This is a genomic window from Mesorhizobium sp. WSM4844 (assembly GCF_055811775.1).
Window position 1 is genome coordinate 1 of the sequence record NZ_JBVVQB010000058.1, and the last position, 21,733, is coordinate 21,733.

Sequence of the window (21,733 nt, forward strand, 5' to 3'; positions counted from 1 at the left end):
TCGTCGCCAGCGGCGCGCCGCCCTCGTTGGTGAGGCGTATATAGTCGGCGCCCATCCAAAGTGTCAACAACGATTTCAATCTTTTTTGCGGAGAACTGTTACGCTTTTGGCGTCTCAGTTCAGGGGCGCACTACACCATGTCTTAGGTGCGATTTATTACCTATGTCTCCGCGCGGGACCCGGCGGAGGAACGGTCTCCCGTCCTTTCACCCTATATGGGAACAAAACGGGAAGCTTCAAGGGTCACGCCGCCCATGTCCGGTCTGCAAGGCGGTATTTACGGCAAACGGGACCGGAGCCCGATGGTTCCGGCGAATATCTATGGCGGCGCGGCCAAACGGCTGGAACCATTCGGCCCGGCTGTTAGTTCCATCAGCGAAGAACGAGGCCGCCGAGCGAGCGTCGCAGCGCGACAGGCCTGAGGCCCTCAATACGTCTTCCAGACCAATCTCGCCCAACGACTGCCGGCGCCGGCGCCGTTCTGAGCGCAAATAGGGAGATTCACCATGAAAGTCGCTGAGATAATGACCCCCAACGTCCATCTCGCCAGTCCTGACGAGTCGTTGCAGAAAATCGCGAAACGCATGGCGGTTGACGATGTCGGATTCCTGCCAGTCGGAGAAAACGACCGACTCGTCGGAACGATAACCGACCGCGACATCGTCGTGCGTGCGCTCGCCGAAGGCAAGGACGGCAATGCCACGGTCCGCGACGTGATGACCAAGGATGTCAAATACTGCTTCGAGGACGAAGATATCGACCATGTCGCCCAGAACATGGGTGACATCCAGGTCAGGCGATTGCCTGTCCTCAATCGCGACAAGCGCCTGGTGGGCGTGGTCTCGCTCGCGGATGCGGCGCTGAAGGAAGATCCGGGAACCGTCGGTATCGCGATGTCCGGCGTGGTCGTACCCGGCGGCGCACACGCGACGTAAGCGCTCTGCCCGGCTGCGTGGTCAAACTGAGTTCAGCGGCCCGCATTAGCGCTGTCGCGTCTCAAAGCGACGGCTCGACCGAGCCGTAAATCAGGCCTTCCTGTCATAATGCCGGGGACGTCGATGACGCTTCCGGCTGCTCCAGTATCTTTGCACGTTTCCCACTTGCGCTCTTGGCGGTGGCTCAGAGCTACGTTTGGGCGATGTCAGTTCGGTGCCACCGCGGTATCGCCCGGCACCACACCCTTGGCAGCCTGTTCGATGACGTCGGCTACGGCCTGTGGCTGGGTAAGGAATACCACATGGCTGCCTTTGACCTCGGTGGTGACCGCCCCGATACGATCGGCGGTGCTCCGAAGCAGTTCGGGCGCAATAGCGCCGTCCTCAGTCGCGACAACGTACCAGCTTGGCTTGGTCTTCCACGCCGCCGTCGTCACCTTGGCCTCAAGCGCCTTCATAGCGATCGGCACTTGGGAGTCGCGCAGGAATGCGGCATCGGCATCCTTGGTATCCCCAGCAAAGCCGGCCTTAAACGTCTCAATCTTCAGGAACGCGAAGCCATCGGGCTGCACGTCAGGCTGAAAGTTCGGCGGCGGAGGAATTTCGGCATATTGGTCCAGCGTGGATTGACCGACATCTGGAGCGAAGGCAGCGACATAGACGAGGCCCGCAACATTGGCAGCGTTGCCGGCTTCTGTAATTACCGTGCCACCGTAGGAATGACCGACGAGGATGGCTGGCCCATCCTGCCGGGCGAGCACGCGACGCGTTGCGGCGACATCGTCTTCGAACGACGTGAGCGGATTCTGGACGATCGAGACTTTGTAGCCACGACTTGTTAGTTGGTCGTAGACGCCTCGCCATCCAGCTCCATCGGCAAAGGCGCCGTGGACGAGAACGACGTTGCGGAGCGGCGCGCTTTGTGCGTCGGCAGCAGTTGCCGAAAGCGTCAGCGCACCGACGGCGATCGCTAGGGATTTGATCATGGCAGTTCTCCAGTTGGTTTTGCTGTTGATAGGACAATCATGATCTACCCTGACGGACCTGACTTGATTACCGAGCGGATTAGGACATCAATGTCTCAAAATGAGAGACAATCCGAACTTGCTGGAGGACTCATATGCTGCGCGACTTCAGCGATACGGTCGCTTTCGTAAAGGTGGTGCAGGAAGGGAGCTTCACAGCGGCAGCGCACGTGCTCAAGGTGCCGAAGACACGGGTCAGCCGGAAGGTGCAGGAGCTGGAATCCAGACTGCGGACACAACTGCTGAATCGAACAACCCGCAGCCTGAAGCTGACTGAAGCGGGAGCGGTATATTTCCAGCACTGCGAACGAGTGGTGAAGAATCTGGAGGATGCGGAGAACGCAGTGGCGGAGTTGCAGCAACATCCGCGCGGATGGCTTCGGATTGCCGCCTCGTACTGGCTGGCAACTCGCGTCCTCGCTCCGCTGCTCACCGAGTTTCGCCGCTTCTATCCAGAGGTGTTCCCGCAATTGCTTCTTGGGCACGAGGTCGTCGACCTTGTCGCCAAGGACATAGACATCGCTTTCCGGCTCCAGGAAGGCACCCTGCCCGATTCCACGCTCACGGCTCGGCGGCTCGGCGCATTGCCGATGGGTATCTATGGGGCCCCGACCTACCTGGAACGTGCGGGGACGCCACAGCATCCATCGGAGCTGACGGAACATGCCTGTCTGTTGACAGAGTTCTATTTCAATCGTCCGGCAGTAGAATGGCCCCTATCGAGCGGCGGCGAGCGGTCCCAGTTCAAAGTACGAGCAGTGGCCGTTGCCAGCGATCCAGAGGCTCTTCACGGGTTCCTGCTGGAGGGAGTTGGTCTGTTCATGACCAACCATGTGCGCGTCAAGTCGGACGTTGCCGCTGGGAGACTGGTTCGTGTCCTACCCGAGTGGGCAGGGCCCGAACCAACCCTCTATGCGATCCGGCCTGGAGGCGGCGTTCAGCCCCCCAAAGTTAAAGCATTTTTGGACTTTCTCATTCCGCGGCTCGATTTGAAGAGGATTGATAGCAAAGCGAGTCACATCTGAAGTCGATCCTGCCTACCATGCGCTTCTTCCACCGCAACGATTGTTTCAAACTGACCACTACCCCATTGGCTCAGCCGGCTGAGCCAGTTTGACTCAAGCGTAGGCCCTATCAACGTTACACCGATTTAATGTGCAAGCGAGCGGGAGAATTGCCATAAAGCTTTGATATCGACGGGCCATCCCCTGTGTCGGAGGGTGCTGTCGCGTCTACTTCAGCTTGGGAACGTAGACGGGATCTTGCCAACCGGAGTGCCGATGGCCGCCTGGAAACAGATCGTTTTTTCACTTGTGATCCTCGTCGCGGCCGCGGCCGCCTGGGTTCGCTTTTTTCCAGGCGCGCCGGATGTGCTGGCGCGCTGGGGCATCGAATGGGCTGATGCCGCGACGCCTCCGACAGCGACGAGCGCCGTCGACAACGCCGGGCAAGCGGGCCGCCGCAGCGACGCCGGCCAACTGGCGACTATCGTCGCATTGCCGGCGGCCACGGCCGTCATCAATGATCGCCTGCGGGCAATCGGCACCGGCCGAGCCTACGCCTCGGTGACGGTCAATCCCTTCAGTTCCGGCCGCCTGGTCGAATTTCTGGTCGAGTCCGGCGCCCATGTCGAAAAAGGACAGATCATTGCCACTCTCGATTCCGACACCGAGGTGATCGCACAGGACCGCGCAAAGCTTGCCTTGCAGGACGCGCAGGCCAAGCTCGTCCGGGTCAAATCGCTGCGGGCTTCCAACGCCGCGACAGCGGTCGCCGTTGCCGATGCCGAAGTGGTGCTGGCCAATGCCAAGCTGGCGCTTCGCGATGCGGAACTGGCCCTGCAGCGCCGCTCGATCGTCGCGCCGATCGCCGGCGTCGTCGGCATCCTGCCGATATCAGCCGGCAACTATGTGACCAGCCAGTCGGCGGTCGCCACCCTTGACGACCGCTCCAGCATACTGGTCGAATTCTGGGTGCCGGAGCGCTTCGCCGCAGTCGTCAAAGTCGGCGCGCAATTGTCGGCGACGCCAATCGCCAACCCAAACAAAGCCTATACCGGCACGGTCTCCGCCATCGACAACCACATCGATGAAGCCAGTCGTACCCTTCTGGTCAAGGCAAAGATCGCCAATCCGGCCGATTCGCTGCGTGCCGGCATGTCCTTCCAGATCACCATGAAGTTCCCCGGCGACAGCTATCCTGCGGTCAGTCCGCTGGCGATACAATGGGGTTCGGACGGCGCCTATATCTGGACCATCGTGGACGGCAAGGCCAAGCGGGTTGCGGTGCGCATCATCCAGCGCAACACCGAGACCGTGCTGATCGATGCCCCGATCGTCAGCGGCGACATGGTGGTGACCGAGGGCACCCAGAGCGTCAGCGAAGGCGGCGAGGTCCGCATCGCCGGCGAACAACTGCGCGCCGCGGACGCCGACGGCTGATGACCGCAACCAACAACGCAGCCAGCGACACAGGATTCACCGCGCTGTTCATTCGCAGGCCGGTGATGGCCTTCGTTTTGAACACGCTGATCGCGGTCGCTGGCCTTGCTGCCTTTTACGGTGTCGAAATCCGCGAACTGCCGGATGTCGATCGCGCCGTCGTCACCGTCAACACGACCTTTGAAGGCGCTGCAGCCGAGACCGTCGACCGCGAATTGACCGACGTGATTGAGGGCGCGGTCGCCCGCGTCTCTGGTGTGAAGTCGATCTCGTCCACCTCGTCCTTCGGCACAAGCCGCGTCACCATCGAATTCAACGACGGCGTCGACCTAGACGTCGCCGCCTCCGATGTGCGCGACGGCGTCGGCCGCGTCGCCGACCAGATGCCGGACACGGCGGATGCGCCTCGCATCGTCAAGGCCGATGCCAATTCCGAGCCGGTGATGCGGCTGGCTGTCACCTCCGACACCATGTCGGTGCAGGACATGACGGTGCTGGTCCAGGACCAGATCGAGGACGAGCTTGCCGCGGTGCCTGGCGTAGCCGACGTCCAGGTCTATGGCGACCGCGACAAGATATTTCGCATCGATGTCGATCAGAACAAGCTCGCCGGCCTGGGCTTCACCGTCGCCGACCTGAGGACAGCGCTGGCCTCGGTCGCTTTCGATTCGCCTGCCGGCTCGATCACCACGACCAACCAGGATCTGATCGTGCGTCCGACGGCGGACGTGACCACGCCGGAGGAGTTCGAAAACATCATCATCGGCGGCACGACCCGCATCCGCGACGTCGCCACCGTCACGCTCGGCCCCGACATCGGTCAGACCACATTGCGTTCGAACGGCAAGACCGGCATCGGTCTTGGCATCATCCGCCAGGCGGAATCGAACACGCTGGATATTTCGACCGGCGTCAGGGCGGCCGTCGCCGCGCTGCAGGCGGATCTGCCTCAGGGCATGTCGATCAAGGTCACCAGCGACGATGCGGTCTTCGTCAACGGCGCGGTGCATGAGGTCGAGATCGCACTCGGCCTGTCCGTCTCCATCGTGCTGATCGTCATCTATGTGTTTCTTCTCGACTGGCGCGCGACGCTCATTCCTGGGCTTGCGATGCCGGTCGCCATGATCGGGACGATCGCCGCCATCTATCTTGCCGGCTTCTCGGTCAACATATTGACGCTGCTGGCCCTGGTGCTGGCGACGGGCCTGGTCGTCGACGACGCCATCGTTGTTCTGGAAAATATCGTGCGACGACGCAACGAAGGCATGGGGCCACGCGCCGCGGCCGTGCTTGGCGCCCAGGAAGTGTTCTTCGCCGTCATCGCCACGACGCTGACGCTGGTCGCCGTCTTCGTGCCGATCTCCTTCCTGCCCGGCCAGACCGGCGGCCTGTTTCGCGAATTCGGCTTCGTTCTCGCCATATCGGTGCTTCTGTCCGCCGTCGTGGCGCTGACCCTTTGTCCGATGCTTGCCTCGCGCATGCTGTCGGTCGCGCCGCTTCATCACGAAGGCGGCAGCGGCATCGGCGCCCGCATCGGCGGCGCGCTGAACAGGCTCTACCGGCGCTGCCTGCGCACCTGCCTCGATGCGCCGTGGATCGTGCTCCTGGTCGCGCTGCTGTTTGCAGCCACCGCCTTCACGCTGTTCGGCACGATTCGCCAGGAACTGACGCCGACCGAGGACCGTGCCATCGTGCTCATGCGCGTCGACGCGCCGCAAGGCGTCAGCCTCGACTACACGACGCAGCAGATGCAGAAGATCGAAAAACTGATCCAGCCGCTGCGCGATTCCGGCGAAATCCGCAACACCTTCGAGAGCGCCGGCCGCAACGGCGCCTACAATGCCGGCTTCATGGTGATGACGCTGGCGCCATGGGACGAGCGCACCCGCAGCCAGCAGCAGATCATGGCCGACATCAGACGGCTCACCCGGCAGGTGCCGAGCGTGCGCGTCTTTCCGATGCAGCCCAACAGCCTCGGGATTCGCGGCGCCGGCAACGGCCTGCAGTTCGCGCTGGTCGGCAACAACCGTGCGGCGCTCGGCGACGCTGCGGTGAAGATCATCGCCGAGATGCAGAAGGACGCCCGCTTCCAGTCGCCCCGGCTCTCCGTCGACCCGACGCAGCCGCAGCTTTCGGTGGCCATCGACCGCGAGCGTGCTTCCGACCTCGGCATCGACATCACCGGGCTTGCCGGTACTTTTCAGGCCATGCTCGACGGCAATGATGTCGTCGACGTCTATATCGCCGACCGCAGCTACGGGGTGAAACTCGTCTCGACGACCAATCCGATCAACGATCCGACCGATTTGGAGAACATCTTCCTGAAGACGGCCGACGGCCGCTTCGTGCCGATGTCGACCATCGCCACTTTGACCGAGCGCGCCGTACCGCCCTCGCTGACCCGCGAGCAGCAGCAGCCGTCGGTGGCGATCACCTCCAACCTCAGCGGCGATTTCGCGCTCGGCCAGGCGCTCACCCGCGCCGAGGCAATCGCCACGCCGCTTCTGCCGCCGGGCAGCCGCATCGTCCCCTTGGCCGAGGCGGCGACGCTGGGCGAGACCAACAGCGCCATGATCACCATCTTCGGCTTCTCGCTAGTCATCATCCTTTTGGTGCTCGCCGCTCAGTTCGAGAGCTTCGTCAGCGCGGTCATCATCATGGCGACGGTGCCGCTCGGCCTCGCCTGCGCGATCTTTGCCCTTTTGCTCAGCGGCACCAGCCTCAACGCCTATAGCCAGATCGGCCTGGTGCTGCTGGTCGGCGTGATGGCCAAGAACGGCATCCTGATCGTCGAGTTCGCCAATCAGTTGCGAGACCGCGGGCTCGGCGTGCGTGAGGCGATCGAGCAGGCCTCCACCATCCGGCTGCGGCCGGTGATGATGACGATGATCTGCACCGTGCTCGGCGGCGTGCCGCTGGTGCTGGCGAGCGGCGCCGGCGCCGAGGCGCGGATCGCGCTCGGCTGGGTGATCGTCGGCGGCCTGGGTCTGGCCACCGTCTCGACGCTGTTCCTGACACCGGTCGCCTATCTCCTGCTCGGCCGCTTCGTCACGCCGAAGGTGGAAGAGGCATCGCGGCTGAAACGCGAGCTCGAACAAGCCGCCTACACCAATGTCGAGCCGGCTGAGTAGGCAGGACAATCGCTTCAGCTTGGACCAGTGACCGCTCATTCCGAGCGTTTGCGTTGCCCCTCATCTGCCTGCCGGCATCCTCTGCCCGTATAGGGACGGGGAGAGGGCCTCTCGTCACCGGTTTCGCCAATCACCGGCGTCGCAAGAAGGGCGCCGGCGTTGCGATCAGCTCCTTCTCCCCGTCACTATTGCGGGAGAAGTGCCCGGCAGGGCGATAAGGGGCGGCGCCGACTTCAACAAGTTGATCTCCGATACAAATTGGGCACTATCATTTGCCTGAAGAGATTTGCGGCCTGACCATGGCAGCCTTTTGCTGGGCGAGGCGCGGGCGCGCGGAGGAATTGCGATGAGCTATCTGGACGAGCTGTTTTCGGTGGCCGGCAAGACCGCGCTGGTGACCGGGGCTGCGACCGGCATCGGCCGCATGGCGGCGACCGCTTTGGTCAGGGCCGGCGCCACCGTGATGATCGCCTCGCGCAAGGGTGAGGACTGCATCAGGGTTGCCGATGACCTGAACGGCCTCGGCGGCACCGGCCGGGCCGAGGGCTTTGCCGGCGATGTCTCCAGCGAGGCTGGCATCGCGGCGCTGGTCGACGAGGTCAAGGCGCGGACCGAGCGGCTGAACATCCTGGTCAACAATGCTGGCGTCTCCTGGGGGGCGCCGCTGGAAAGTTTTCCCTACCATGCCTGGGCCAGGGTGTTCGGCGTCAACGTCACTGCGGTCTTCCAACTGACGCGCGAGCTTCTGCCGCTGCTCGACGCCGCCGCCAGCGATGCCGATCCGGCCCGGGTGATCAATCTGGGTTCGGTGATGGGCACGCAGCCGCTGGCCGACGACGCTTACTCCTACTCTGCCTCGAAGGCTGCTGTTCATCATCTGACGCGCACCTTGGCGATCGAGTTCGCCGCCCGCCGTATCACCGTCAATGCCTTCGCCCCCGGTCCCTTCCAGAGCCGGATGACTGCCTTCGCCACCGCGAGCGAGGACCAGGCCAAGCATATCGGCGGCCATGTACCGATCGGCCGCATCGGCGCGCCGGATGACATTGCCGGCGCAACGCTCTATTTGTGCAGCCGTGCCGGCAGCTATATCACCGGCGCCATCCTGCCGATCGATGGCGGACAGTCGGTGCAGCATGGGCTGACACTGTTCAAGGAATGAAGCCGCTCGCGCTCCGGACGGTTGAAATGGAGGACATCAGCGTGGAACCGATCAGTCTCGATGTGCTTCTGGCCAGCGTCGGCAAGGAGGTCGGCGTGTCGCCGTGGCGGGTGGTCTCGCAGCGCATGATCGACCAGTTCGCCGACGCCACCGACGACCACCAGTTCATCCATTGCGACCCGGAGCGCGCCAAGCGCGAGACGCCGTTCGGCGGCACCATCGCGCATGGTTTTCTGTCGCTTTCGCTTTTATCGGCGATGACCTTCGAGACCATGCCGCCACTCGAAAACAGCAAGATGGGCGTCAACCATGGTTTTGACTCGCTGCGCTTCCTGGCGCCGGTGAAGACCGGCGCGCGCATCCGCACCCGTTTCGTGCTGGCCGACGTCAAGGTCAGGCCGTCGGGGTGGGTGCAGACCGCGCATGACGTGACGATCGAGATCGAGGGCTCGAAAAAGCCGGCGCTGACCGCGCGCTGGCTGACGCTGACATTGATCGAGCGCGAGCCAGAAGCGGCCTGAACGGGTCAACGAACCTCGCCAGAGATCATCTTCATGTGCCGACCGACCTGCAGGGCAATGTAGACGACCAGTGCGCAACCGATCGGAAACACGATCTCGTTGAGGCCGGTTGTGATCGCCCGCGGCAATTCAAGGGCAACGCCGTTCACCGCGGCCGTCTCAATCGTCAGCACCGTGATTCCGCCGCCGAACACCGCGCCTATCGCGGTGCCTGCCAGCGCAAAATGGAGCGGACGGGGTTTTTCCTTCGACGCCAGCGAGGCCAGGATCCAGCCGAGCAGGCCATATTCGATCGCCCGCAGCACGCCCAGCGTGGTGAGCGAGAGGGTGGCCGGTTTTGTGGCCGCATCAAGAGCAGTTACCATGACCTTTTGCGACCCCTTGGCGATGGCCATCGCCAGTGGTGCCGAGATTGCAGCGATCAGGCCGCCGAGCGAGGCTCGTACCTTGGCGATCGCCGTGCCGAGGCTGAGACCGGCGCAGACGAAGAACGCCCACGTCACGCCTTGCGCCAATTCGATCAGGATCAGGGTGGTAGCCGGGTGAGAACCCGCTGCAAGCCTGCCAGCCAGAGTAAGCGCCTCCATGGCGAATCCGAGCGCGATCGCCAACCATGCAACCATGACCACCCGCCTGAAGGCCAGCATGGCATCGTGAGAAAGTGGATCTGCGTTTGGCGCAACGGAAGAAAGCTCGGTCATGGTCATCTCGCCCTAGCAACAAAATCTCTTGGCCGGGCCGCAGCTAACCTCTGGTTGTAACAGTCCGATGTCGCGTCGTTTCTGCCCGGGTAACACGGGTGATCGATGTTTGGGCGAAAATGGCTGAGAAGGACGCGATTTTTGACCGCGCCTTGTCCGATTCCGTACAGCGTATATAATTTAGCCAGCCACAAACAGAAGGCAGGCGAAAATTGCCGCTCAGCGTCCAGACACGCCGCGAGAAACAAAAGGCCGAACTGCGCTCCGAACTTGTCGACGCCGCGCACAAGCTCGTCCAGGAAGAAGGCTATGAAGGCCTCACCATCCGCAAGCTGGCCAAGCGTGTCGGCTATGCGCCGATGTCGGTCTATTCCTATTTTGCCGACAAGCAGGACATCTTGTTCGCGTTGGCCGAGGACGCGTTCAAGACTCTGGCAAAGCGTATCGAGGATCACCCGGCCGACGATCCGATCGAGGCGCTGCAAGTGGTGATGACCGAATATGCGGCCTTCGGCCTTGGCAACCCCAACGAGTATCGCACGATATTCATGACCGAGAAGGTCAAGCCCCCGGAAGGCAGGACCTTCGCCGAGATGCAGGAGGGCAACCCGTTGATGAAGGTGCTGATCAAGAGGGTCGAAGCCTGCGTGGCCGCCGGCAGGCTGAAGGGCGATCCGCGCGCCATCGCCACCATGCTGTGGGCGGTCGGCCACGGCACGATCTCGCTGCTGATCACCTTTCCCTTCTATCCGTTCGGCGACCAGCAGGCTTTCGTCAAGCGGATGTGCGACTTCACGCTTGCCGCTCTGGCCACGCAGGACGTGCCGCCGCTGACCGAGACGCCGGTCAACTGCTGAAGGGTTTTGTTCGGTTTCGGATAGCTGACAGGCAAGCGAAACAGGGCGAAGGACTGGGGAATCAATCTATGCGTGTAGGACCCTGGTGGCTGGGATCGCGACCCGGCGGGCTAGCGCCACGCTCGCCGCCATAAATTTCGTACATGTACAATTTCCGACTTGAACTTCATATTCGCCGGTCGTATATGTACGCTATATCGTACATGTACAAATCCAGTCATCCAGCCCGGAGACAGACCATGAAAAAGACAATCCTCACCGTCGCGGCAGTGCTTGCATTCTCGGGCGCTGCCTTCGCCGACCAGAGTCAGCCCGGCAAACAGGCGCCGGCCGCGGCCTGCGCCGACACCGGCATTAAGCTCGATTGCGGCGCGACCGGATCGGTCGAGAAGGCAGGCGCGGCCACCCACAAGGGCTCAACGGAAAGCAAGGACCCGCGGCTCGGCATCGACATCGACCCGTGGATCGTGCCCAGCACGTTCTGACGTTCGAAACAAAAGCGACGACAGGAAATCCTGACCGCCTGCTCTCGTGGCCGGCGACCCGGCTCGCCGGAGCCTGATGAATGTTATTTCCTGCGCTTCTTCATTCCGGCCACGATCTTGGCCTTGCCAGGTCTTGCAGGAGCGCCGGGAATCGAAGTCCCGGTGATCGACACCGGATCGCTGGCCGGAAACGTGTCCTCGAGCCCTTCCTCGAGTTCCTCTTCAATGTTTGGTTCTTTGTGCTGCTCGTGTTCGAACGAGCGCACGGCCGGCGTCTTCTGAGCCGCTGGATTCGGCGCGGATTTCGACGGCATCGACATTCTCCCCGACTTGCTCCGGCAAACGGTCGAGCCCAGCGAACATTCCTAAGCCGCTGCGTCGCCGGCCGCCTCCGACAGGAAAGTAAAGACATAATCGGAAAAAGAGCGCCAGCATTCAACCCGGAACGCGTCGGCTGCGATGCGCAATAGCACGATCTCGGCCTTGCCCAGGATGGTGCGCGAGGCCGCGCCCACCGGAAAGTCGTCCAGCGACAGATCCTGCGGACAGCCTGAATTGATCGTCGCCGCCGCCGCTGGACCGATAACCGAGATGGCGACGTTGCGATGCGAGATGCCGACCGCCGAATGCAGCACTGTGACCTCGGCGCAATCGGCGAGCGGGTCTTTTCCCACCTCGTCGATGACCAGCCATTCGTCCGGCCCAAGCCACAATGCCGTGCGCCCGGCCTTTGCCGCCGAGGTTTTGGGCTTCCGCGGCAGGTTCACTCCAAGCGCCTTCGAAAGCGCCGCGACCGAGGCGTCCGGCGCGCGCAGCGAAATACGCTGCGCCGGCGGCAACACAGCAAGCGTAACGCCGGTTACGGAAAGCTCCTGACCGGCGAGAGCCGGCCGGCGTTCGACCGACGGCGCAGCGGCGGCAGATTCCTTCGCGGCAGCCTTAGCCATTGAGGCGCTCCCCCTTGTCGTCAAAGAACACCATGCCGGTGACCTCCACCTCGATCGTCGCATTGGGCATCGGCACGTAGAGCGTCTCGCCCATCCGGTCGCGGCCGCCGGCAACCAGGGCCAGCGCAATCGAGCGGCCGCAATTCTCCGACCAGTAGCTCGAGGTGACATGGCCGATCATCGTCATCGGGATCGCCTGTTTCGGATCGCCGACGATCTGCGCGCCTTCTTCCAGCACCACTTTTGGGTCTTTGGTCTTCAGGCCGACAAGCTGCTTGCGGCCCTTGGCGACCAGGTCGGGCCGAGCCATGCCCCTGATACCAACGAAATCGGTCTTCTTCTTGCCGACCGCCCAGTCGAGCCCGGCATCGCCGGGCGTCACCGTGCCGTCGGTGTCCTGGCCGACGATGATGTAACCCTTTTCGGCACGCAGCACGTGCATCGCTTCGGTACCGTAGGCACAGGCGCCGTGCTTCTGGCCCTCGGCCCACAGCGCTTCCCAGACGGCCTGGCCGTAGTCCGCCGGCACGTTGACCTCGAAGCCGCGCTCGCCGGTGAACGACATGCGGAACAGCCTTGTCGGCACGCCGCAAATCCTGCCCTCGCGCACCGACATATGCGGCAGCGCCCCGTCCGACATGTCGATGCCTTCGACCAGCGGCGCGATGATGTCTCGCGACATCGGTCCCTGCACGGCGATCACCGCCCACTGCTCGGTGGTCGAGGTCAGCCAGACGTTGAGATGCGGAAACTCGGTCTGGAGGTAATCCTCCATATGGTTCATGACTCGCGGCGCACCGCCCGTCGTCGTCGTCACGTGGAAACGGTCGGCTGCAAGCCTGCCAACCACACCGTCGTCATAAATGAAACCATCCTCGCGCAGCATGATGCCATAGCGGCAGCGGCCGGGCTCCAGTTTCTCCCACGGATTGGTGTAGAGCAGTTCCATGAACTTCGCCGCATCCGGCCCGACCACCTCGATCTTGCCCAGCGTCGAGGCGTCGAACAGGCCGGCCGTCTTGCGCACCGTGACACACTCGCGATCGACCGCGGCGTGCATGTCTTCGCCTGCTTTGGGAAAATACCAGGCGCGCTTCCATTGGCCGACATCCTCGAACACCGCCCCTTGAGCCTCGGCCCACGGATGGATCGCCGTCTTGCGGGTCGGGTCGAAGAGCGGACCCCGCGCGTGTCCGACGATCGAACCGAAGGTCACCGGCGTGTAAGGCGCCCGGAACGTCGTCAGGCCGACTTGCGGGATCGGCTTGCCCAGCGTCTCGGCGGCGATCGCCAGACCGTGCATGTTCGAGGTCTTGCCCTGGTCGGTCGCCATGCCATTGGTGGTGAAGCGCTTGACGTGCTCGATCGAGCGCATGCCTTCATGCACCGCCTGGCGGATGTCCTTGGCGGTGACGTCGTTCTGGAAGTCGACGAAGGCTTTTACCGTCGTGTCCGGCCCGGCGCCGGGCGCCGCACCCAGCATGCCGCGCGACCAGTTCTCGCTGGCGTCGACCTTCGGCTTGGTTTCCTTGACGATGTTGACGCCCGCATCCTTCGCCGCTTTGGCGCCCGCCGCATAGGCCTCGTCGATCGTCGCCGACAGCCCGTCGGTGCCGTTGCAGGCGCCGACTGAGACGCAATCCTGCGCGTAGGTACCGGGCACGAAACGCTTTGTCTCATCGTTGAAGGCGACCTTGCCGCGCGATTGCGAGAACAGATGCACCGACGGTGTCCAGCCGGCCGACATCAGGATGGCGTCGACCGGGATGGTGCGCTCGCCGCCGCCATTCTTCGGCTGCACGGTCATCGACGAAACCCGCAATTTGCCGCCGGCGCGGATCACCGCGCGGCCGAAATTGACCTCGATGCCGAGCGCCCTCGCCTCGTCGATTACCGACCCGGTCGGGTTGTCGCGCAGGTCGACTATCGCCGCCACGCCGACGCCGGCCTTCTTCAGGTCGATCGCCGCCGCATAGGCGGAATCATTGGCCGTATAGACGCCGACATTCCTGCCGACCGCGACGCCAAAATGGTTGAGATAGGTGCGCGCCGCCGACGCCAGCATGATGCCTGGCCGGTCGTTGTCGGCAAACACCATGTGCCGCTCGATGGCACCGGTCGCCAGCACGACGCGTTTGGCGCGAACCTGCCACAGCCGCTCGCGCGGCAGCTCGCGGCCGGCATTCTGTAGATGGTCGCTGACGCGCTCGACCAGCCCGACGAAATTCTGCGCGTAATAGCCGAAGGCCGTGGTGCGCGACAGCACGCGGACATTGTCCATGGCCCTGAGCGTCGCGACTGCACCTTGCGCCCAGGCAAAACCGTCCTGGCCGTCGATCCTGGCGCCACTCTCGAAACGCAGGCTGCCGCCGAAATCGGCCTGCTCGTCGGCTAGGATGACGCGCGCGCCGGTTTCGGCCGCGGCAAGTGCCGCGGCGATGCCGGCAGCACCTCCACCCAGCACCAGCACCTCGCAATGTGCGAAACGCGCCGAATAGTGGTCGGGATCCGGCTGGTCGGGAGCGACGCCAAGCCCTGCCGCAGCCCTGATCCTGGGCTCGTAAAAGTTTTTCCAGGCGGACTTCGGCCACATGAAGGTCTTGTAGTAAAAGCCCGCCGAAAGCAGCGGCGAGGCGATGTCGCCGAGCGCGCTGACGTCGAAGGCCAATGACGGCCAGCGGTTCTGCGACTGTGCCGTCAGCCCGTCATAGAGCTCCTGCACGGTGGCACGGACATTTGGCGTCCTCCTGGCCGAGTCGCGCTTGATCTCAACCAGCGCGTTGGGCTCTTCCGCCCCGGCGGACAGGAAGCCGCGCGGCCGGTGATATTTGAACGAACGGCCGACCAGATGGACGCCGTTGGCGAGCAGCGCCGAGGCCAGCGTTTCGCCTTCGACGCCGGCATAGGACTGGCCGTCGAAGCTGAACCGCGCGGTCTCTGCCTGCTTGAGGCGCCCGGCGCCGGGAATGCGGAACGTCGCGATCATTCGGAGGCTCCCGGCAGCTTCGCCGGCTTCGGCTCGCCGGCGTTGTAGGTCATCAGGAACCTGTCGCTGACGGTGTCACGCACGGCATTGAAGAACCGCGCGCAGCCATGCATGTGCCGCCAGCGCTCATAGATGATGCCTTTGGGATTCGAGCGGATGAAGAAGAACTTTTCGAAATCGTCGTCGCTTGTCGCGGCCATATCCGCCGAACGCGCGATATGTGCCTCGCCGGCGTTGCGGAATTCGAGTTCCGGACGCTCTTCCTCGCAATAGGGGCAGCGGATGAGAAGCATGGTTGTTCCTACAATTCGCCGTGGCCGACGCAGGCGCCGGCGGGTTGATCGCAAAGCCTCTGGCCCAACATCACAAAGCGGGCCATCATCAGTGTGCCACCGCCGCCGCCGCCGCCTCGTCGATCAGGCGGCCGGTGCGGAAGCGCTCGATGGTGAAGGGCGCGTTGATCGGGTGCGGGTCGTCCCTGGCGATGGTGTGGGCAAAGACATGGCCCGAGCCCGGCGTCGCCTTGAAGCCGCCCGTACCCCAGCCGCAATTGACATAGAGGCCGGGCACCGGCGTCTTGGCCAGGATCGGCGAACGGTCGGGCGTCACGTCGACGATGCCGCCCCACGAGCGCAGCATCTTCATGCGCGTGAACATCGGGAACATCTCGCAGATGGCGTCGAGCGTGTGCTGCAGGATGTGCAAGCCGCCGGTCTGCGAATAGGAGATATACTGGTCGGTACCGGCGCCGATGACCAGTTCGCCCTTGTCGGACTGCGAGATATAGGCGTGCACCGTGTTCGACATCACCACGCAGGGGAAGACCGGCTTGACAGGCTCGGAAACCAGCGCCTGCAGCGGATAGCTTTCCAGCGGCATCCGCACGCCGGCCATGTCCATGATGACGGACGAATGGCCGGCGGCAACGACGCCGACTTTTTTGGCGCCGATGAAGCCGCGCGTCGTCTCGACGCCGGTGACCGAACCGTTCGGCGCCCGCTTGACGCCGGTGACCTCGCAATTCTGGATGATGTGGACGCCGCGCGCCGAGGCACCGCGCGCATAGCCCCAGGCGACCGCATCGTGGCGGGCGGTGCCGCCGCGACGCTGCAGGGTCGCGCCCATCACCGGATAGCGGGCAGCGCGCGAAATGTTGAGCGGCGGGCAGAATTCCTTGGCGGCTTCCGGCGTCAGCCATTCATTGTCGATGCCGTTCAGACGGTTGGCATGGACGTGGCGTTTCAAGACCTGGATGTCGTGCACATTGTGGGCCAGCATCATGACGCCGCGCGGCGAATACATGACGTTGTAGTTGAGCTCCTGGCTGAGCCCGTCCCACAGCTTCAGCGCGTGGTCGTAGATGCCGGCGCTCTCGTCATAGAGATAGTTGGAGCGGATGATGGTGGTGTTGCGGCCGGTATTGCCGCCGCCGAGCCAGCCCTTTTCCAGCACCGCGACATTGGTGATGCCGTGCACCGTGGCGAGATAATAGGCGGTGGCCAGGCCATGGCCGCCGGCGCCGACGATGATGACGTCGTACTCCTTCTTCGGCTCTGGCGAGGACCACTGTTCCTCCCAGCCCTTGTGGCCGCGCATGGCCTCGCGGGCGATGGCGAATACCGAGTATTTCTTCAACGTTCCAGCCTCGCAGATAGCGGCCGGACATCCAATCGAGCCCCGGCGCGCGAGGTGTATCACTAGCGAAACAGCGCTGCCACCCTTGCGCTGTTTGCGACGGCGCTTGCCGTTTTGCGCCACGGCCAAAAAGACCTGTCGAGCAACGAGCCGAACGACGCATCCGGACGCCTTCAGGTATCGGGTGGCTCGTGCCGCCTCGATCTGCGACCAAGCATCCGATTGCCGGCGAAAGCTGGCGCGAAAGAAGGATGCAAAAAATGCTCGCACTCGCCAACAAGATCGCCATCGTCACCGGCGCCAGTTCCGGCATCGGCCGCGCCACGGCAAAACTCTTTGCCGAGGAAGGCGCCAAGCTGGTCGTCGCTGCCCGTCGCCAGGCAGAGCTGGACGCGCTCGTCGCGGAAATCGAGGAAGCCGACGGCACGGCGATCGCCCTTGCCGGCGACGTTCGCGACGAAGCCTATGCCAAAGCCCTTGTCGACCTGGCGGTCGAGAAATTCGGCGGGCTGGATATCGCCTTCAACAACGCCGGCTCGGTCGGCAAGATGGGCCCGATCTCGGAGCTGTCGCTGGAGGGATGGCGCGAGACGCTCGACACCAACCTGACCAGCGCATTCCTCGGCGCGAAATATCAGGTCCCGGCGATGGTCGAACGCGGTGGCGGTTCGCTGATCTTCACCTCTACCTTTGTCGGCCATACCGTCGGCATGCCCGGCATGACCAGCTATGCCGCAAGCAAGGCCGGGCTGATCGGGTTGACGCAGGTGCTTGCCGCCGAAAATGGCGCCAAAGGCGTGCGGGTCAACGCGCTGCTGCCGGGGGGCACCGACACGCCTTCGGCAACGTTCAAGACACCTGAATCGCGAGCCTTCGTCGAAAACCTGCATGCCTTGAAGCGCGTCGCCGAGCCTGAGGAGATCGCCCACTCGGCGCTCTATCTGGCTTCCGACGCATCGAGCTTCACCACTGGAACTGCGCTGTTTGCCGATGGCGGGGTTTCGATCAATCGGACGTGAGGCGTTCCCCGCATGGGCAAGCAAGCCGCAATGTCGCAAAAGCGGTCTTGCTTTCCAGTGCGATTGGGCGATTTCTTCGGACACTTTTGTTCGAAGACGGGCCTAAAACATGCTGCTGATCAGGACCTACATCGCTGCTAGCGCAATCGAGGGCGTTGGTGTGTTCGCCGCCGATCCGATCAGGAGGGGAGCGTCGATCTGGCGGCTCGATCCGGATTTCGACCGGCTGATCCCGATCGAAAAATATAAGACGGCGCCGCCGCACCTCAGGGAATTGCTCGACAGATATGCCTATCCAAGCCCGGACCGGCCCGGATTCATCGTCTATGAGGTCGACAATGGCCGCTTCATGAACCATTCCGAAAGGCCGAACACGGATTTTTCTCGGCATGGCGGGGCAACCGCGATCCGCGACATAGCAGTGGGGGAGGAAATAACCTGCGACTATGGCGAGTTCTTCGAGGACTTCGAGCGGCTTCATTTGGCCACGGCATAGAGGAAGCCCGCCGGCCCGGGGCCGAAGTATGATCGGCTCCGGGCCACATTTCCAGCCCCCAGATCAGTTCCGATGGGCGTGCGGCTGGTCGGTGTGGCGGCCGTCATACTGCAGGTCCAGCTCGCGAATCGCCTCCTTGCCCTTCTCCGGATCGACAAGCCTGAGAAGCGCGTCGATCTTGGCCTCCATACGGTCGGTACTCTCCTTCGATTGCGGCGATCCGACGAAGAGCAGGAACGCCAGGCCACCGACCTGCCAGAGCAGTTGCAGGAATTCCGACTGCCAGTTCTCAAGCGTGTCGCGGCTCATCTCGATCAGATAGCCGCCGAATTCGGGCGGTTGGCCAAGCGCTCGCTGCTCGTCGACATAGGCGAACCAGCCGAAAACCCAGTGGCCGACAAGCGAGATGATGAAGAAGCCGAGGGTAATCCAGGCATAGCTGTAAGCCCGCCAGACCGAAGGTCGCTTCACGTTGCTCGCCGGCCTGCTGTCGTCATCGCTTGGCATTGTCGCTGTCCGACGCCGAGCGAGCCAGGAACTGCTCCGTAGTCGCGGGCAGCTTGTTGTGCAGCCACTCGGCCATCGCCTCCTCTTCACGCAGATTTTGTTCGCAGGCCCGGGCGATCTCCGTTTCGCCGAGGGATTTGGCGGCTGCGATGAGGATCGTGTAGGATGCGATCTCCATGTGCTCGAAGGTGTAGCTCGCCAGTGAGCCTTTCATCACCTCGTCGCCGGCGAAGACGCCGCTTAGCGACTGCGCCATCGCCAGCAGCTTGCCGCCGGCGTCCTTCAGCGCGGAAGTATCTTCGCCCAGTCTTTCCAGGCAGGTTCCGAGGCGCGCGGCGTGTCCCTTCGTCTCATCGAGGTGCAGCCTGATGCGCTCGCTGAGCTCGGGATAACTCTCCAGCCGATTGAGCTGGCCGTTCAGCATGGTTTCGGCCTGCTCCTCCATCGCATGCGCATCCTTGAGCCATTGGACGAGCCATTCACGGGTGCCTGACATCGGTTTTCCCCTGTGCTTGCTTCGCCGCAACAACCATTGGGGAACGAGGTTGGTTCCTTCGTTGATAGAGCCGGGCGGAGCGTTTTGCCGGGATTGGGGCAGCCAAGAATTTATCGGTGTCGGAGAAAACGCCAACGATCGCTCATCGGCGCGGAGAGCCCGCCCGAGCAGGCGAATATGCTACCAGAGGTCGTAATTCCTTGCTTTGTGACGGCAGTTATGCTATTGCTTTGCGCATGGTGTGATTTGCGCCGACGACCCGCCGCTGAGGCGGGTTTTTCGTTTCGGCAGTGGACAGAGCGGCATGATTCTGCTATCAGCCGCCACAATTCGTGGTGTAGACCGCCGCGGAGGCAAGCGACTATGGCCACTTGCCTGTTGTTAACAAAACCCGAAAGACAGGATTGCCCGTGCAGGTACTCGTTCGCGACAACAATGTTGATCAGGCGCTTCGCGCGCTCAAGAAAAAGATGCAGCGCGAAGGCATCTTCCGCGAAATGAAGATGCGCGGACATTATGAGAAGCCCTCTGAGAAGCGCGCCCGCGAAAAGGCGGAAGCCGTTCGCCGCGCCCGCAAGCTGGCACGCAAGCGCGCCCAGCGCGAAGGCCTGCTGCCGATGACGCCGCGCCCGGTGGCGGCTGGTGCCGCTGGTGCCGGCGCTCCGCGTCCGCCGCGGTTCTGACGCCAATTTTTCGTCCTTTTCGAAGGATACCCAAGGTGGCGCGATGCGAAATCGCCGCCACCTTTTTGTTTTGAATTCGACCAGCTCGCAGAGGGCCGGTTCGGAGAGGGAACAGACCTGGCGGCGCGGGCGGGCAGTGAGGACAGAGCAGACATGAACGCAATTAGCGTGGAGCGCAGAACCGCAATGCGCGGCTTCGCCCTGACGGCAGCCCTGCTTTCTGGCTTGGCGCTCGCCGGCTGCCAAACAGCCCCGACCGGCGAATTCACCAACATCGACAAGGCACAAGGGTCGGCCGAGAACATCTCCTCGCTGTCGGCTGTCATCCAGCGCAGTCCCCAGGATCCGGAAGGCTACAATGTGCGTGGCTCGGCCTATGGCCGCGGCGGCCAGTATCAGGCGGCGCTCAAGGATTTCAACACCGCCATCCAGCTCAATCCGAATTTCTACCAGGCCTATTCGAACCGCGCTCTCATCCAGCGTTTCCTCGGCGATCAGGCGGCCGCGCTTGCCGACTACAACCGCTCGATCCAGATCAATCCCGACTATGACGCCGCCTATATCGGCCGCGGCAATCTCTACCGCAAAGCCAACCGCATCCGGGAAGCGTTCAACGATTTCCAGAAGGCGATCCAGCTCGACACGACAGACGCGCGCGCCTATCACAATCGCGGCCTGATCTATCAGAGCCAGGGCCAGCACGCTTTCGCCATCGAGGATTTCTCGACAGCCATCTCGCTGGCGCCGGACGCCGCCGATCCCTACAATGGCCGCGGCCTCTCCTATCTCGCCATGAACGACGAGGACAATGCCTTCGCCGATATCAACATGGCGATCAAGCTCGACGGCAAGAATGCCGAGGCCTGGTCCAACCAGGCGCTGATCTACGAGCGGCGCGGCGACAAGGCGAAGGCGGCAAAAGCCTACCGCGAGGCCGTGCGCCTCAGCCCCACCTACCAGCCGGCCAAGGACGGCCTGGCGCGCACCAGCGCCGTCTGACCGACGGCGGCGTTTCGGCCTGACATGGCAGGCCTGCCGTTTGGCATGGCTTCGAAACCTTCAACGACTGACGCCTTGATCGCGCCAAGTTCTCGGCGGAACGCTCGGGACGCTTAGCCGTTGTTCAAGGCTATTCGCGAAAAGGACCGCTCCCATGATCAAGAAACTCGCCTGTGCCGCCGCCCTCGCCGCTACGGTTCTCGCCGCCCCTGCCAGCGCAGGAAGGCTGCAGCTCGGTGTGCTCGACTGCACCATCGACGGCGGCACCGGCTATATCGTGACATCCAACAAAGGCGTGGCCTGCACCTTTCGCCCTCATCATGGCGGTCCCCCGGAAGCCTATACCGGGGTCATTTCCAAGCTTGGCGTCGACGTTGGCAGGACCCACCAGGGCGAATTGATTTGGGCGGTTCTCGCGGCCACCCGCAACCGTGATGCCGGCGATCTTGCCGGCAGCTATTATGGCGTCAACGCCGAGGCCAGCGTGGTAACCGGCGGGGGCGCCAACCTTCTGGTCGGCGGGCTGAACAGCGCCTTCTCGCTGCAGCCTCTAAACGTACAGGCGCAGACCGGCGTCAACCTGGCAGTCGCCGTCACCTCACTGCAACTGATCCACTCTTTCAAATGATCGCCATAGCGTAGCTCTGCATGCGGCGCGGAACACGATAGAACTGTTCCGCGCCGCACGACTTTTGGGGAACCGCCGT

Annotated in this window: 22 protein-coding genes; 13 read left to right on the plus strand and 9 right to left on the minus strand. The window is 63.1% G+C overall.

Translation table 11 applies throughout. The features are described from left to right. The first annotated feature begins 506 nt into the window (after positions 1-506). Positions 507-935: a CBS domain-containing protein gene (locus tag AC0L2A_RS29845; protein WP_473611850.1), complete on the plus strand. Its 429-nt coding sequence runs from the start codon at positions 507-509 to the stop codon at positions 933-935. 206 nt (positions 936-1,141) lie between these two features. Here AC0L2A_RS29845 and AC0L2A_RS29850 read toward each other — a convergent pair whose 3' ends face one another. Further along, entirely contained in the window at positions 1,142-1,921 is a 780-nt protein-coding gene (locus tag AC0L2A_RS29850; RefSeq protein ID WP_473611851.1) for an alpha/beta fold hydrolase, read from the minus strand. Positions 1,922-2,055: 134 nt separating this feature from the next. Here AC0L2A_RS29850 and AC0L2A_RS29855 point away from each other — a divergent pair, with 134 nt between their 5' ends. From AC0L2A_RS29855 to AC0L2A_RS29875, 5 genes are all read left to right on the plus strand, one after another. Further along, positions 2,056-2,985: a LysR family transcriptional regulator gene (locus AC0L2A_RS29855; RefSeq protein ID WP_287319425.1), complete on the plus strand. Its 930-nt coding sequence runs from the start codon at positions 2,056-2,058 to the stop codon at positions 2,983-2,985. Positions 2,986-3,240: 255 nt separating this feature from the next. Then, positions 3,241-4,401: an efflux RND transporter periplasmic adaptor subunit gene (locus tag AC0L2A_RS29860; RefSeq protein WP_473611853.1), complete on the plus strand. Its 1,161-nt coding sequence runs from the start codon at positions 3,241-3,243 to the stop codon at positions 4,399-4,401. Next, positions 4,401-7,532: an efflux RND transporter permease subunit gene (locus AC0L2A_RS29865; RefSeq protein ID WP_473611854.1), complete on the plus strand. Its 3,132-nt coding sequence runs from the start codon at positions 4,401-4,403 to the stop codon at positions 7,530-7,532. The genes AC0L2A_RS29860 and AC0L2A_RS29865 overlap by 1 nt, the downstream gene beginning before the upstream one ends. A 346-nt stretch (positions 7,533-7,878) precedes the next feature. Then, complete coding sequence (locus AC0L2A_RS29870) at positions 7,879-8,694, plus strand: SDR family oxidoreductase (protein ID WP_473587930.1); 816 nt, start codon at positions 7,879-7,881, stop codon at positions 8,692-8,694. Positions 8,695-8,720: 26 nt separating this feature from the next. Beyond that, the gene (locus AC0L2A_RS29875; RefSeq protein WP_268929563.1) at positions 8,721-9,215 is read left to right on the plus strand and encodes a MaoC family dehydratase; all 495 of its coding nucleotides are present in this window, start codon (positions 8,721-8,723) and stop codon (positions 9,213-9,215) included. Between the two features lie 5 nt (positions 9,216-9,220). On the opposite strand, the gene AC0L2A_RS29880 is transcribed toward AC0L2A_RS29875, so the two are convergent. Then, positions 9,221-9,916 (minus strand): hypothetical protein, encoded by a 696-nt coding sequence (locus AC0L2A_RS29880; RefSeq protein WP_473611855.1) that lies wholly within the window; start codon positions 9,914-9,916, stop codon positions 9,221-9,223. Positions 9,917-10,128: 212 nt separating this feature from the next. On the opposite strand from AC0L2A_RS29880, the gene AC0L2A_RS29885 reads away from it, so the two are divergent. Both AC0L2A_RS29885 and AC0L2A_RS29890 read left to right on the plus strand, forming a co-directional pair. Beyond that, positions 10,129-10,773, plus strand: coding sequence for a TetR/AcrR family transcriptional regulator (locus AC0L2A_RS29885; RefSeq protein WP_128173541.1), 645 nt, complete (start codon positions 10,129-10,131; stop codon positions 10,771-10,773). Positions 10,774-11,012: 239 nt separating this feature from the next. Further along, positions 11,013-11,258 carry a DUF680 domain-containing protein gene (locus tag AC0L2A_RS29890; RefSeq protein WP_128169934.1) on the plus strand — a complete coding sequence of 82 codons (246 nt, stop codon included), beginning with the start codon at positions 11,013-11,015 and terminating at the stop codon, positions 11,256-11,258. A gap of 83 nt (positions 11,259-11,341) precedes the next feature. On the opposite strand, the gene AC0L2A_RS29895 is transcribed toward AC0L2A_RS29890, so the two are convergent. The 5 genes from AC0L2A_RS29895 to AC0L2A_RS29915 all read right to left on the minus strand — a co-directional run bounded on the left by AC0L2A_RS29895 (position 11,342) and on the right by AC0L2A_RS29915 (position 16,826). After that, positions 11,342-11,572, minus strand: coding sequence for a hypothetical protein (locus tag AC0L2A_RS29895; RefSeq protein WP_023797528.1), 231 nt, complete (start codon positions 11,570-11,572; stop codon positions 11,342-11,344). 51 nt (positions 11,573-11,623) lie between these two features. Then, positions 11,624-12,205, minus strand: a complete 582-nt coding sequence (locus AC0L2A_RS29900) for a sarcosine oxidase subunit gamma (protein WP_473611856.1) — start codon at positions 12,203-12,205, stop codon at positions 11,624-11,626. Further along, the gene (locus AC0L2A_RS29905) at positions 12,198-15,191 is read right to left on the minus strand and encodes a sarcosine oxidase subunit alpha (protein ID WP_473611857.1); all 2,994 of its coding nucleotides are present in this window, start codon (positions 15,189-15,191) and stop codon (positions 12,198-12,200) included. The genes AC0L2A_RS29900 and AC0L2A_RS29905 overlap by 8 nt, the downstream gene beginning before the upstream one ends. Next, positions 15,188-15,484: a sarcosine oxidase subunit delta gene (locus AC0L2A_RS29910; RefSeq protein WP_473611858.1), complete on the minus strand. Its 297-nt coding sequence runs from the start codon at positions 15,482-15,484 to the stop codon at positions 15,188-15,190. The genes AC0L2A_RS29905 and AC0L2A_RS29910 overlap by 4 nt, the downstream gene beginning before the upstream one ends. Positions 15,485-15,572: 88 nt before the next feature. Next, entirely contained in the window at positions 15,573-16,826 is a 1,254-nt protein-coding gene (locus AC0L2A_RS29915) for a sarcosine oxidase subunit beta (RefSeq protein ID WP_128169931.1), read from the minus strand. A 260-nt stretch (positions 16,827-17,086) separates the two neighbouring features. On the opposite strand from AC0L2A_RS29915, the gene AC0L2A_RS29920 reads away from it, so the two are divergent. Both AC0L2A_RS29920 and AC0L2A_RS29925 read left to right on the plus strand, forming a co-directional pair. Then, a complete protein-coding gene (locus tag AC0L2A_RS29920; protein WP_473611859.1) occupies positions 17,087-17,845 on the plus strand; it encodes an SDR family oxidoreductase in 759 nt (252 codons plus the stop codon). A gap of 109 nt (positions 17,846-17,954) precedes the next feature. Then, a complete protein-coding gene (locus AC0L2A_RS29925; RefSeq protein ID WP_473611860.1) occupies positions 17,955-18,341 on the plus strand; it encodes an SET domain-containing protein in 387 nt (128 codons plus the stop codon). A gap of 63 nt (positions 18,342-18,404) precedes the next feature. On the opposite strand, the gene AC0L2A_RS29930 is transcribed toward AC0L2A_RS29925, so the two are convergent. After that, positions 18,405-18,848 carry a DUF6766 family protein gene (locus AC0L2A_RS29930; protein WP_473611861.1) on the minus strand — a complete coding sequence of 148 codons (444 nt, stop codon included), beginning with the start codon at positions 18,846-18,848 and terminating at the stop codon, positions 18,405-18,407. Beyond that, a complete protein-coding gene (locus AC0L2A_RS29935) occupies positions 18,835-19,344 on the minus strand; it encodes a YciE/YciF ferroxidase family protein (protein WP_473611863.1) in 510 nt (169 codons plus the stop codon). The genes AC0L2A_RS29930 and AC0L2A_RS29935 overlap by 14 nt, the downstream gene beginning before the upstream one ends. A 410-nt stretch (positions 19,345-19,754) precedes the next feature. Between AC0L2A_RS29935 and rpsU the strand changes: the two genes are divergently transcribed. From rpsU to AC0L2A_RS29950, 3 genes are all read left to right on the plus strand, one after another. Beyond that, positions 19,755-20,027, plus strand: a complete 273-nt coding sequence (rpsU, locus tag AC0L2A_RS29940) for a 30S ribosomal protein S21 (RefSeq protein ID WP_023675331.1) — start codon at positions 19,755-19,757, stop codon at positions 20,025-20,027. A 153-nt stretch (positions 20,028-20,180) separates the two neighbouring features. Next, positions 20,181-21,026 (plus strand): tetratricopeptide repeat protein, encoded by an 846-nt coding sequence (locus AC0L2A_RS29945; protein ID WP_473611864.1) that lies wholly within the window; start codon positions 20,181-20,183, stop codon positions 21,024-21,026. 154 nt (positions 21,027-21,180) lie between these two features. Next, on the plus strand, positions 21,181-21,654 hold the full coding sequence (locus tag AC0L2A_RS29950; protein ID WP_128173536.1) for a DUF992 domain-containing protein: 474 nt from the start codon (positions 21,181-21,183) through the stop codon (positions 21,652-21,654). Positions 21,655-21,733: the final 79 nt, after the last annotated feature.